The 13,129-nt window shown below is 57.1% G+C and carries 8 protein-coding genes and 2 pseudogenes; 5 read left to right on the top strand and 5 right to left on the bottom strand.

Annotation, left to right across the window (positions count from 1 at the left end; all coding sequences use genetic code 11):
• Window positions 1–112: 112 nt before the first annotated feature.
• Window positions 113–1,150: a LacI family DNA-binding transcriptional regulator gene (locus J7445_RS08710; protein ID WP_070540313.1), complete on the bottom strand. Its 1,038-nt coding sequence runs from the start codon at window positions 1,148–1,150 to the stop codon at window positions 113–115.
• Window positions 1,151–1,441: 291 nt separating this feature from the next.
• Between J7445_RS08710 and pgi the strand changes: the two genes are divergently transcribed.
• Entirely contained in the window at window positions 1,442–3,070 is a 1,629-nt protein-coding gene (gene pgi / locus J7445_RS08705; RefSeq protein WP_209283005.1) for a glucose-6-phosphate isomerase, read from the top strand.
• A gap of 427 nt (window positions 3,071–3,497) precedes the next feature.
• Here the strand turns inward: pgi and J7445_RS08700 are convergent, their stop codons facing one another.
• The 4 genes and pseudogenes from J7445_RS08700 to J7445_RS12585 form a co-directional block, all read right to left on the bottom strand.
• Window positions 3,498–4,844, bottom strand: coding sequence for a chloride channel protein (locus tag J7445_RS08700; protein WP_209283004.1), 1,347 nt, complete (start codon window positions 4,842–4,844; stop codon window positions 3,498–3,500).
• 53 nt (window positions 4,845–4,897) lie between these two features.
• Window positions 4,898–5,017 (bottom strand): annotated as a pseudogene (locus tag J7445_RS08695) (IS5/IS1182 family transposase); the annotation flags it as partial.
• A gap of 139 nt (window positions 5,018–5,156) precedes the next feature.
• A complete protein-coding gene (gene ppc, locus J7445_RS08690; protein WP_209283003.1) occupies window positions 5,157–7,859 on the bottom strand; it encodes a phosphoenolpyruvate carboxylase in 2,703 nt (900 codons plus the stop codon).
• Window positions 7,860–8,177: 318 nt separating this feature from the next.
• A pseudogene (locus J7445_RS12585) lies at window positions 8,178–8,240 on the bottom strand (transposase); the annotation flags it as partial.
• 36 nt (window positions 8,241–8,276) lie between these two features.
• On the opposite strand from J7445_RS12585, the gene J7445_RS08685 reads away from it, so the two are divergent.
• From J7445_RS08685 to J7445_RS08670, 4 genes are all read left to right on the top strand, one after another.
• Window positions 8,277–8,753 (top strand): cyclic pyranopterin monophosphate synthase MoaC, encoded by a 477-nt coding sequence (locus tag J7445_RS08685; RefSeq protein WP_146736767.1) that lies wholly within the window; start codon window positions 8,277–8,279, stop codon window positions 8,751–8,753.
• A 320-nt stretch (window positions 8,754–9,073) separates the two neighbouring features.
• Window positions 9,074–10,486 (top strand): PepSY-associated TM helix domain-containing protein, encoded by a 1,413-nt coding sequence (locus J7445_RS08680; RefSeq protein WP_209283002.1) that lies wholly within the window; start codon window positions 9,074–9,076, stop codon window positions 10,484–10,486.
• A 192-nt stretch (window positions 10,487–10,678) separates the two neighbouring features.
• Window positions 10,679–11,182, top strand: coding sequence for a D-glycero-beta-D-manno-heptose 1-phosphate adenylyltransferase (gene rfaE2 / locus J7445_RS08675; RefSeq protein ID WP_425326067.1), 504 nt, complete (start codon window positions 10,679–10,681; stop codon window positions 11,180–11,182).
• Window positions 11,179–12,978: a bifunctional biotin--[acetyl-CoA-carboxylase] ligase/type III pantothenate kinase gene (locus J7445_RS08670; RefSeq protein WP_209283001.1), complete on the top strand. Its 1,800-nt coding sequence runs from the start codon at window positions 11,179–11,181 to the stop codon at window positions 12,976–12,978. The genes rfaE2 and J7445_RS08670 overlap by 4 nt, the downstream gene beginning before the upstream one ends.
• The last annotated feature ends 151 nt before the right edge of the window (window positions 12,979–13,129 follow it).

The following is a 13,129-nucleotide window of genomic DNA, read 5'->3' as shown; positions in this document are numbered from 1 at the left end:
CGTATTGATACGTTGCAAATAGGTAGAGTGATGCGTTGTTTGTGTTTTCAGACGACCTTTTATTGTCGTATTGTGTCTGCCTCATGAAGCAGACGTCGTCTGAAAGAATGTTTTACTTCAATGCCGTAACCGACTGCCGCCAAATTGTTTCTCCGACAACCCGAACGGGCAGGCGGACGGCTTCTTTGGTCTCGATAATGTCGAACAGGATTTCCGCAGCCAGCGCGCCCATGCGCATATAGGGCAGCTCGGTACTGGTCAGCGGCGGGAACAGGGTTTCGGCAATCGCGCTGTGGTTGTCGTACCCTGCCACCGATACCTGCTCCGGAACGCGTACGCCGCGCGTCCTCAAAATGCCGTAAACGCGGACTGCCATTTCATCGTTGCCGCAGCAAATGACCGTCGGCGGGTCGGCTAACGATAATAATTTCAACACTGCCGCAATCAAAGGCTCGCTGTCGTTGGCGAAATCGGTGATGCCGGTTTGCACCAAGTCAGGATCGAACACCATGTTCGATTCGTCCAAAGCGCGGCGGTAGCCCGCCAAACGCAGCCGTGTCGCTTCTGCGCCCGCCTGCAAGGTGATATAGGCGATACGGCGGTGTCCGCGCCGGATGATGTTGCGCACCAAATCGTATTGCCCGCGCTCGTCGTCCGGCAACACCGACGGCGTACCTACCGCGTCGAAGCAGTTGACCAAAACCATCGGGCAGCGGTTGGGCATTTCGGGCAGGACGATTTCGCGGTGCGATTCGGTTACATACAAAATGCCTTCCGCGCGGTGTTCCATAAAGGTTCTGACCAGAGGATCGATTTGCTCGTAGCGGTTGTCCGTATCCGCAATCATCAGCGTTTTGCCCGCTTCGCGGATTTTCTTCTGGATGCCTTTGATTAAAAACATATCCGGCAGCCCGTGTACCCCGCCGTATTCGCCCGTGCGCGAGATGGCGCCGGTAATCAGTCCGACCAAGTCCGAGCGGTTCGACCGCATCACCCGCGCCGCCGAAGACGGGATATAACCCAAAGCCGCAATCGCTGTTTCGACTTTTGCACGGGTTTTATCGCTGACCGGCGCATCACCGTTGATGACGCGGCTGACCGTTTTGGGTGAGACGCCCGCATAAGCAGCAACATCATAAATTGTAGCCATCTTACGACTCCCGCCTCAGCCCTGTTTCATTTGATTACGAAGCATAGCACACCTGACATCGGTGTCATACCGAAAATTTTAAAAAACCTTGATAAAAATCAAGCATATAAATTGCAAATTGCATACAATTCCTACGCCGTTTGACTACCCATATTCGCCAAACCCGCGCCCCTTTGTTAAACTACATATGACTACATAAATATTCACCGTATCGAACCAATCACTACAACGACAATCTATAACTAAATCACATCCCGCCGAATGAGCGAACCCAATTCCGAAGGAAACCCGATGACCGCATTTACCGAAGCATGGCAAGCCCTTGAACAACACCGGCTCGACACACAACACATCCACCTGCGCGACCGCTTCGCCGCCGAACCCGACCGCTTCGGCAATATGCACGAAACCCTCGACGGCCTCCTCTTCGATTACAGCAAAAACCGCCTCGGCGAAGACACTTTGCAACTTTTGTGCCGCCTTGCCGAAGCCTCGCCCCTAGCCGGACAGATGCACGCCATGCAAAACGGCGAAAAAATCAACCTCAGCGAACACCGCGCCGTCCTCCATACCGCTCTGCGCCTGCCTGCCGATGCCGCGCCCGTTTACGTTGACGGCGAAAACATCCTCCCCAAAATCCACCGCGAACTCGACCACGCCCTCGCCTTCGCCGAATCACTCAACAACGGCAGCCACAGGGGCATCACCGATAAACCCATCACCGACTTCGTCCACATCGGCATAGGCGGCTCCGACCTCGGTCCCAGAATGTGCGTAGAAGCCCTCAAAGCCTACCGACAAAACATCCGCGTCCACTTCGTCAGCAATTCAGACGACGCCGACATCAGCCGCACACTCGCCCACCTCAAGCCCGAAACCACCGTATTCAGCATCGCCAGCAAATCCTTCCGCACGCCCGAAACCCTGCTCAACGCCTACGCCGCCCGCGCCTGGTATCGGGATGCAGGTTTGCCCGAATCCGGCATCTACCGCCACTTCTGCGCCATCTCCTCCGACGTTGCCGCCGCCCGAAATTTCGGCATCGCGCCCGACAACGTCTTCGCCATGTTCGACTGGGTCGGCGGACGCTATTCCGTCTGGTCAACCATCGGCCTGCCCGTCATGGTCGCCGTCGGCACAGACCGCTTCCGCGAACTCCTCGCCGGCGCGCACGCCATGGACACCCACTTCTTCCAAACCCCCTACCGCCGCAACATCCCCGTCCTCATGGCGCTCATCAGCATCTGGTACAACAATTTCCAGCACGCCGACGGACAAACCGCCGTCCCATACAGCCACAACCTGCGCCACCTCCCCTCGTGGCTCAACCAGCTCGACATGGAAAGCCTCGGCAAAAACCGCACCGCCGACGGCCGGCCCGTCCCCCACACCACAGGTGGCATCGTCTTCGGCGAAGAAGGCGTCAACTGCCAGCACGCCTATTTCCAACTCCTCCACCAAGGCACACGGCTCATCCCCTGCGACTTCATCGTCCCCATGACCACCGCCTACGGCATCAACCGCCAACACCGCTTCACCGTCGCCAACGCCTTCGCCCAAGCAGAAGCCCTGATGAAAGGCAAAACCCTCGAAGAAGCCCGCGCCGAACTTGCCGACCTGCCCGAAGCCGAACGCGAACGCCTCGCCCCGCAAAAAGAATTCCCCGGCAACCGCCCGAGCAACAGCCTCCTCCTCAGCGCCACCGACCCCCGCCGTCTCGGCATGCTCATGGCGGCATACGAACACCGCACCTTCGTCCAAGGCGCGATTTGGGGCATCAACCCCTTCGACCAATGGGGCGTCGAATACGGCAAAGAACTCGCCAAAACCATCGAACCCGAACTCGAACGCAGCAACCCGCAGCACGACAGCTCCACCAACGGCCTCATCGCCTTCTACCGAGCCAGCCAGAACCGATAGGCAGTTCAAACAAAAAGGTCGTCTGAAAACCTGATTTTTCAGTTTTCAGACGACCTTTTTGTGTTAATCGTTTTCGTGGACAGAGTCTGCACTACGCACTTGTGTTGTCAACAAACTTTGTAGCGTGGGCTTCGCCCACGAACCAATCAAGATTTCAGACGACCTGTCCGTCAATTATCTTCGTGGGTAAAACCCACGCTACCAATACCCCGCACCAGCGAAAACCGATAGCCACCCAAACACAAAGGTCGTCTGAAAACCCGATTTTTGAATTTTCAGACGACCTTTTTGCCAATCGTTTTCGTTGACCGAGTCCATGCTGCGGCACTTGTGTTATCAACAAACTTTGTAGCGTGGGCTATGCCTACGAATCGTTAAGCTTTCAGACGACCTTTCCTACATATTCACTCATCACTGATGTCGTGCTTCACTTCTGTCCGCTTTGTTCCACCTGCCGTTTGAAGCGTGTGCCTGCGGCGTGGTAGAAGGGGCGGGGGGAGAATTGGCGGGAGACTTGTGAGGCGAAGATGCAGGCGATGAGCAGCCAGAAGAGGAGGTTTTGTCCGCCGGTCATTTCCATCACCACGACGGCGGAGGTGAGCGGGGATTGGGTGGCGCCAGCGAGGAAGGCCGCCATGCAGAGGAGGACGAGGACGTGGGTGCCTTGGGTAAGTCCGGTGAGGACGGCGATGCGTTCGCCCAAGACTGCGCCTATGGTGAGGGAAGGGGTGAAGATGCCGCCGGGCGTACCTGTCCAGTAGGTAAGGACGGTGGAGAACCATTTGGCGACGGCGAGTCCGGCGGGGGCTTCGTGGATGCCGCGCAGTGCTTGGGCGGCTTCGTGGTAGCCTGTGCCGTAGGTTTTGCCTTGGTAAAGCGTGCCGATGGCGGTGAGCAGGATGCCGATGAGGGCGGCGGTAATCAGGGGGTGGCGGCGGATGTGTTCGCGCCATTTGGCGGGAGCGAAGGCAGTGGCGCCGAGATACAGGGTACGCCCGAACAGTCCGCCGGCGATGCCGCACGCGAGTCCGCAGCCCAATACCCAGCCGAGCATATTGTCGAGTGCGCCGCCGCTGAAGCCTGAGAAATAGGGGTTGTTGCCTTGGATGGCGACTTGGATAAAACCCGCAGCGAGGACGCCGAGCAGGATTTGCCGCTCCCAACGCAGCATGACTTCGCGCCCGAGTTCTTCGATGGCGAAAATCACGCCTGCGAGCGGGGCGTTGAACGCGGCGGCAAGCCCGCCTGCCGCGCCTGCGGCGATGAGGTCGTTTTCCTGCATACCGCGAAAGGCAAAGCCGTGTTTTTTGCACCATGCGCCCCACGCGCTCATGACTGCCGCGCCGACTTGGACGGACGGTCCTTCACGCCCGACGGACGCGCCTGCGCACATGGCGAGGAAGGTCAGCGGGATTTTGAGGAGGGTTTCACGCAAGCGGATCAGGCGGGTTTTGTTGGCGCCGTAGGGTAGGGCGAGGCTGGCGAGCACTTGCGGGATGCCGCTGCCGGAGGTGTAGGGGGCGAAACGGCGGGTGATCCAGACGATGAGCGGCAGCCCGAAGGGCAGGACAACCCAGGCAAACCAAGGATATTCGCGGACCAGCTCCGCATTCATTTCCAACGCGAAATCCGCCATCCAGGCAAACAGGAGGGCGGTCAGTGCGACCAGCGCCGAACCTGCCAGCAGGAACAGAAAAGCAATGCTTTTGCGCGAAATGCGGCGGGTTTGGCGGATTTTGTGCGTGATGTGGTAGGCGGGCGGTTTGGTCGGCATGGTATGCGGAAGTGTGGAAAAGGTCGTCTGAAAAGGGTTATTGGGAAAGGCGGTTCGCGAATAAGGTATAGTGGATTAAATTTAAACCAGTACGGCGTTGCCTCGCCTTGCCGTACTATTTGTACTGTCTGCAGCTTCGTCGCCTTGTCCTGATTTAAATTTAATACACTATAAAAATAGCCCGTAAAGAAGGGCGGCAAGCGGGTTGAAAAAAACAGTATGGGCTTTCGCAAATAAAGCCCGCACTACGGTTTTGCGCTTGGTCTAAAGGTCGTCTGAAACGGTTTTCAGACGACCTTTTTTCGTGCTGCCTTAACCTGTATTGCGCAAACCTTGTGCCACGCCGTTGATGGTCAGGTGCACCATCAGGAGGGTGTGCGGGTCGTGCGGGTCTTTGCGCAGGCGTTTGAGCATGGCGATTTGCAGGCCGTTGAGCGCATTCAGGTACGGAATCCGCAGGGCGAGCGAACGGGCGAGGCTGCGGTTGTCGCGCAAGAGTTCGTCGGTTTGCAAAAGGTCGAGCAGGGCTTTGCGGCTACGTTGGTATTCTTCCTTAATCATGCCGAAGATGATGGCGGCTTTTTCGGGAGATTCGCTCAAGCCGGCGTAGTTTTCGGCGAGGGTGATGTCGGTTTTCGCCATCACTTGTTCCATATTGGAGAGCATGGCTTGGAAGAATGGGTTGTGCTGCGCGTGTTCCTGCAGGGCGGCGAGGGTTTCGGGTTTGCCTTCGCACAGGCTTTCCACCGCGCTGCCGAAGCCGTACCACGCGGGCAGCATGAGGCGGTTTTGCATCCATGAGAACACCCACGGTATCGCGCGCAAATCCTGTATCCGCGCCAAGGTCTTACGGCTGGCGGGGCGGCTGCCGAGGTTGAGGGTGGCGATTTCCTGTATGGGGCTGGTTTGCAGGAAATAGTCGATGAAGTCGGGGTGGGTAATCAGCTCGCGGTAGTATTTGAACGATACGTCCGACAATGCCTGCATGAGCACGGGTTCGGGGTCTTTTTGATCGGGCAGCAGGCTGGCTTCGAGCGTTGCAGCGACGAGGGTTTCGAGGTTGCGTACGGCGTTGCCGGGGTCGGCGTATTTGGCGGTGATGACTTCGCCTTGTTCGGTGATGCGGATTTGTCCCGCCACGCTGCCCGCCGGTTGGGCGAGAATGGCTTGGTAAGACGGGCCGCCGCCGCGTCCGACGCTGCCGCCGCGACCGTGGAACAGGCGCATATGAACATCGTATTTTTTGAAGAGTTCGACCAAACCCAATTCCGCCTGATAGAGACACCAAGAGCTGGTAACGTAGCCGCCGTCTTTGTTGGAGTCGGAGTAGCCGAGCATGATTTCCTGAATGTTGTCGCGGCTTTGCAGCAGGTCGCGGTACCATTCGTTGCTGAACATGGTTTCCATGACGGGGCAGGCGTTTTCGAGGGCTTCGATGGTTTCGAAGAGGGGGACGATGTTGATGCGGCTTTGCGGTTTGCCGTTTTCAACTGTCAACAGACCGCTTTCTTTGAGCAGCAGCGCGAGGGCGAGCAGGTCGCTGGGCTGTTCGCAGTTGGAGATGATGCTTTGGGTAACGGCGTTTTCACCGAATTCGTCTTTGATGTTGCGCGCTTCGTTGAAAATCGCCATTTCGCGGCGGGTGTGTTCGCTGTAAGTGATGAACGGGCTGGACAGCGGCCGCTGGTGTTTCAGCTCGCGCAGCAGGACTTTCTGTTTTTCCGTTTCGGAAAGGCTGCCGTAGTCTTCCAAACCGGCGTGTTTGAAGAGTTCGGCAACGACATCGGCGTGTTTTTCCGCGTGTTGGCGCAAGTCGAGCGGCATCATGTGGAAGCCGAACACGGACACGGAACGGATCAGGTCGGCGAGCCTGCCTTCGCCCAAAAGCGCGCTGCCGTTGTCGCGCAGGGAGCGTTGCAGCTTGTGGAGGTCGTCTGAAAACTCTTGCGCGGAGGCGTAAGGCATCATGAAGCCGAATTTGCAGCCCATACCCAAGCCGAGCGAGCGGGCTTTGCCCATCACGCGCGCCATGATGTAGGCGATGGCGCGGCGGTACGGCTCTTCGGTGCGGGCGATTTCTTCGTCGGGCGATTCGTCGGACAACGCCATTACATCGTCGTTGACTTTGACGCGGCGGACGGAAAGCGGCAGCTCGCGGTAGAGTTTGTCGAGTTCGCCGCGGTAAAAACGGAACACCGCGTCGGCATGGCGGCGGAAGGCGAAACGCAGGGTTTCGGCGGAGACAAACGGATTGCCGTCGCGGTCGCCGCCTATCCAGCCGCCGATTTTTAAGATGTCGGGCACGTCAACATCAGGATAGGTCGTCTGAAACTCGCGTTCCATGCTGCGGTAGAGTTTGGGCAGTGCCTCGAAAAAACTCATCGGGAAGATGGACACGCCGTTGTTGATTTCGTCGTTGACGCTGAGTTTGTGGTGGCGCGTTTCGCTGGTTTGCCACAAGCCCAGCAAAATAGTGTCGATTTCGCGGCGCAACTCCGCCAGCGCGTCGGCATGGGTGCAGCGTTCGCGACGGGGCAGGAGGGCGCGGATGCGGCGGTTGAAGTTCAACACGGTTTGGCGTTGCACTTCGGTCGGGTGTGCGGTCAAAACGGCGGTAACATTGGTTGTATTTAATTGTTTTTGAACCGCCTTGCCGCCGATTTTCGCCGCTTTGAGTTTGCGTACCGTTTCCGCCAAGCTGCCTTCCGCGCCGCCGTGTCCCGCCTCTTCGTGGATTTGGCGGCGGCGTTCGTGGTGTACGTCTTCGGCGATGTTCAGAATCTGCGCAAATAGACCGCAGGCAAGCGTCAGGTCGTGGGTCTGCTGTTCGTCCAGTTGCGGCAAAACCTTTTCAATCAAAGCCGCGCTGTCGTCCGAAGTAGACAACAGCTTGACCGTTTCCACTACCAACGGCGAAGCTTCTTCGTGCAGAAGTTTGTATAAAGACTGTTTTAAAAATTCCGCGTCTGCTGCCAGAGCGGCGTCCTTGGGATTGTTCAGGATATGCAGTTGCATGATTTTCTCTCTTTATTTATCTCAAAAACAAACGTAAAACATTGTATAGCAGGTCGTCTGAAACCGCCATCGGAAAAGGTGTTGCAAAATGCCGAAACTGGATACAACCCGCGTCTGCACAAGCCAAGCCGTTAATTGCTTAACAAAACCGCCCGTGCATTTCAGTCCGATTATTCTGCCGTTTGTATCCGCAGCATAGTCCGAAGCGCAGAAATCCCGTAAAATATAGTGGATTAACTTTAAACCAGTACAGCGTTGCCTCGCCTTAGCTCAAAGAGAACGATTCTCTAAGGTGCTGAAGCACCAAGTGAATCGGTTCCGTACTATCTGTACTGTCTGCGGCTTCGTCGCCTTGTCCTGATTTAAATTTAATCCACTATACTATGACATAAAATCCTATTTTCACGCAGGCACAGTATGTTTAACTTCAATTCCGTACGCGAAAACGACAAACGCCAACTCACCGTCCGCACCGCCGTAGCAAGCGGCTCCATCAATATGAGTACCTCCGCCATCAAAGTTTTGGCAGAAAACGCCACCCAAAACGCAGGCATCCTCAACGTCGCCCGTATCGCCGCCGTACAAGGCATCAAGCAGGTCGGACTGCTTGTCCCGCTTTACCAGCCCCTTCCCCTGCAACACGTCCGCGTCGATTTCGATGTCGATATCGAACTCGCCTACGTCAAAGCCACCGTAACCGTTTCCTCGGAAGTCGGCAAAAGCATCACGACCGAAGCCATTACCGGCGTTAACATCGCCCTCATATCCATCTACGACATGATGAAAGAAGTCGACCAATCCATGATGATGACCCGCATCCACCTCGAATCCGAAAGCGGCGGCGAACGCGGCCCGTTCGTATTTGACGATGCCTACGAAAACATTGATTTCTGATTGAACAAATAAAAAGGTCGTCTGAAACCTGCTTTGAGGTTTCAGACGACCTTTTTATTTACGCTAAAGCTTTGCTATGAAATGCTTTCGGTCGGTGAACTATTTCTGCCGGATACGGTCTTCTTTTGGCATTTCCTTATGCGGCAATGGTTTCATCAGGAATTGTTAGCATTCCAAAACTTCGTTATACTTATAAAGTATTAGTTATTTTGTATTAATTTATAGTAAATTCAAATCAAATAGGGGATACCTATGTCGTCATTCCCATGCGGGCAGGCGTTTTCTAATTTCAATTCACGATAAAACAACAGAGAGAATTTATGAACACATCCCAACCCGCTCCTCGTTCCGAACAACAAGCCAACCGCCGCTATCTGACCGTGTGGCGGTGGCATTTTTATTTCGGACTTCTGGTCGCTCCCTTTCTGACCTTGCTTGCCATAACAGGGTTGGGAATGCTTCTATTTGCCAACATTACCGGCAAAGAGGGTGAGCGTATACACGTTACCCCGCAGGCGCAGGTGCAGCCTTTGTCGGCGCAGGCGGAAGCGGCGCGCCAGTCTGTGAACCCTGAAACCGCGTCGGTGGTGCAATATATCGCGCCGCGCGCCGACGATATGGTTGCCGTGTTCCGCGTGAACAACGACGACAAAGCGACCATGGTCGCCGTCGATCCTTATACGGCGAAAGTCGTCAGTTCCATGCCGCGCAGTAAGGGCTGGTATCACACGATGGATGAAATCCACGGCGATATGATGCTCGGCACGGCGGGCGATTATCTGATAGAAACCGCCGCGTCGCTGACTATCCTGATGATGATTACAGGGATTTATCTGTGGTGGGCGAAACAGCGCAGCCTGAAATCCATGCTTGTGCCGAAAGCGGGCAAAGGACGCTCGTGGTGGCGCAGCATGCACGGCGCATTCGGTACTTGGGTTTCTTTGATTTTATTGCTGTTCTGCTTATCGGGCGTTGCTTGGGCGGGCATTTGGGGCGGTAAGTTCGTTCAGTCTTGGAGCCAGTTCCCCGCCGGTAAATGGGGGGTCGAACCAAACCCCGTATCCGTCGTGCCGACCCACGGCGATGTGTTGAACGACGGCAAAACCAAAGAAGCACCGTGGGTTCTGGAACTCACGCCCATGCCTGTTTCCGGTACGACGAAGGGCGAAAACGGCATCAATCCGAGCGAACCGATGACTTTGGAAACGGTTGACCGCTTCGCCCGCGAAATCGGTTTCAAAGGCCGCTACCAACTCAACCTGCCCAAAGGTGAAACGGGCGTGTGGACGCTGTCGCAGGATTCGATGAGCTACGACATGGTCAGCCCGACCGCCGACCGCACGGTGCACATCGACCAATACAGCGGCAAAATCCTGGCCGACATCCGTTTCGACGATTACAACTTCTTCGGCAAATTCATGGCGGCCAGCATCGCGCTGCACATGGGGACGCTGGGCTGGTGGAGCGTGTTGGCGAACGTCTTGTTCTGCCTGGCGGTTATTTTCATCTGCGTCAGCGGCTGCGTGATGTGGTGGAAACGCCGCCCGTCCAAAGCGGGCGGACTGGTTCCTCCGGCGCAGAAAATCGAGCTGCCGGTATGGTGGGCAATGGCTGTACCGCTTTTGATCGTGGCGGTATTGTTCCCGACCGCCATCGCCGCCATCGCCGTGATTTGGATTTTGGATACGGCTTTGCTGTCGCGGATTCCGGCGCTGTCGCGGTGGTTCAAATAACGGTTTGAACCGTTTCCCGCAAACCGATGCGCAGCGTGGGCATCGCCCGCGAATAGGATGGGTTTGAAGGTCGTCTGAAAATCCGATTTTGGTTTTCAGACGACCTTTCCTTATTTTTATCCCGCGGTTTTCCTTTTCCGCCCGCTTCGGTATCATACCGCCTGTCTGTTTATCCCTGACGGAATCCCGATTATGTCTGACTGGTCCCTCCCCGATTTCGAACGCAAAATCTGCCCGCCCGAAGAATTGGCGCAACGTCTGCACACGCTTCCCCGCCCGCTGGTGTTTACCAACGGCTGTTTCGATATTCTGCACAGGGGACATGTTACCTATCTGGCGCAGGCTCGCTCGGCGGGGGCGGCGTTGGTATTGGCTTTGAACACGGATGCGTCCGTGCGCCGTTTGGGCAAGGGGGACGACCGTCCCGTCAATCCTCTGGAAAACCGCGCGGCGGTGGCGGCGGCATTGGCGAGCGTGGATTTGGTTACTTGGTTTGACGAAGACACGCCCGCCGAGCTGATCGAGCAAATCAAACCCGATATTCTGATTAAAGGCGGCGACTGGCCGGTCAAAAAAATCGTCGGCGCGCAAGAAACGCTGGCGCGCGGCGGCAAAGTGTTTTCCATTCCGTTCCTGCACCAGACTTCCACCACGAAAACGCTGGAAAAAATCCGCGCAGCCGAGGGCGGCAAATGACCGCGCTGAAACTGCCGCACAGTCGGGTTTTGGCGGAACTCGCCGACGGTCTGCCGCAACACGTTTCCCATCTCGCGCGTATCGCGGGCGTGAAGCCGCACCAGCTCAACGGCTTTTGGCAACAGATGCCCGCACACATCCGCGGACTGCTGCGCCAGCACGACGGGCAATGGCGGCTCGTGCGCCCGCTTGCTTTGTTTGACGAAGAAGCCTTGCAGCGCTTGGGCGCGGAACGCAGTTTTCAGACGACCTTAAAACACGAATGCACGTCCAGCAACGACGAAATCCTGAATCTGGCGCGCACTTCGCCCGAACAAGCCCATAAATCGCTCTGCGTCGCGCATCTGCAAACCAAAGGCCGCGGGCGGCAGGGACGCAAGTGGACACACCGGCTGGGCGAATGCCTGATGTTCAGCTTCGGCTGGGTATTCGACAAACCGCAGCACGAACTCGGCTCGCTCGCCCCCGCCGTCGCGCTCGCCTGCCGTCGCGCTTTAGCCACATCGGGTTTGGACATACAAATCAAGTGGCCGAACGATTTGGTCGCCGGCAGGGACAAACTCGGCGGTATCCTGATCGAAACCGTCCGCAACGAGGGCAAAACCGCCGCCGTCATCGGCATAGGCATCAATTTCGTCCTGCCCAAAGAAGTCGAAAACGCCGCTTCCGTCCAGGCCCTTTTCCACAACGCGCAGCTTGCCCGCGGCACCGCCTCCGTACACTGCATTCCCGCTTCAACGCTGTTGGACAAATTGTTGGGCGAACTCAATGCCGTCCTGACGCAATACGCGCAAAACGGGTTCGCCCCCTTCCTCGAAGAATACCAAACCGCCCACCGCGACCACGGCAGACCCGTCTTGCTCCTGCGCGACGGGCAGACCGTAAACGAAGGCACCGTCCTCAGCGTCGATGCACAAGGCGCGTTGCACTTGATGACAGCCGCAGGCGAACAAACCGTCGTCAGCGGCGAAATCAGCCTGCGCCCCGACGACACGCCCCGCGCCGCCGCGCCGCGCCCGCCCGAACGCCTCCTCCTGCTCGACGGCGGCAACAGCCAGCTCAAATGGGCATGGGTGGAAAACGGCGTGTTCAACGAAGTCACCCGCGCGCCGTACCGCGATTTGAGCAAGCTCGGCGAAGAATGGGCAGCGCGTTCAGACGACCGTACCCGTATCGTCGGCTGCGCCGTGTGCGGCGACCTCAAAAAAGCCCTGGTCGAAGCCCACCTGACCGCGCCCGTCCGCTGGCTGCCCTCCATGCCGCAGGCACTCGGCATCCGCAACCACTACCGCAACCCCGCCGAACACGGCTCCGACCGCTGGTTCAACGCCTTGGGCAGCCGCCGTTTTAGCCAAAACGCCTGCGTCGTCGTTAGCTGCGGCACCGCCGTAACCACCGACGCCCTCACCGAAGACAACCATTACCTCGGCGGCACCATCATGCCCGGCTTCCACCTCATGAAAGAAGCCCTCGCCGCCAAAACCGCCAACCTCGACCGCCCCGCCGGCAAAGTGTACCCCTTCCCCACCACCACGCCCAACGCCATCACCAGCGGCATGATGGATGCCGTTTGCGGAGCCGTCATCATGATGCACGGGCGGCTGCAACAAAAAACGGGCGAAGGCAAACCCGTCGACGTCATCATCACCGGCGGCGGCGCAAGCAAAGTCGTTAACGCCCTGCCCAAGCAGTTTGTTTTGGACAATACAGTAAAAATTGTAGATAATCTCGTCATTTACGGCTTATTGAACTGGGTCGCGCAAGAGCAGGAACAGACCGACACACTGCCCGAATAAGCAGCAACGCTGTCGCGCCGATTCAAAAGGTCGTCTGAAACGCCCATGCCGCTTTTCAGACGACCTCCAAACAAAACACTTCAGCCGGTTGGCTTTACAGCCGAGTCGCCACAAAATAACAACACAAAATCGTCCGCACACCACAACGGCA

It is taken from the genome of Neisseria sicca, assembly GCF_017753665.1.
Classification (GTDB): Bacteria; Pseudomonadota; Gammaproteobacteria; order Burkholderiales; family Neisseriaceae; genus Neisseria; species Neisseria flava.
This window is presented reverse-complemented; position numbering and strand designations above follow the sequence as displayed.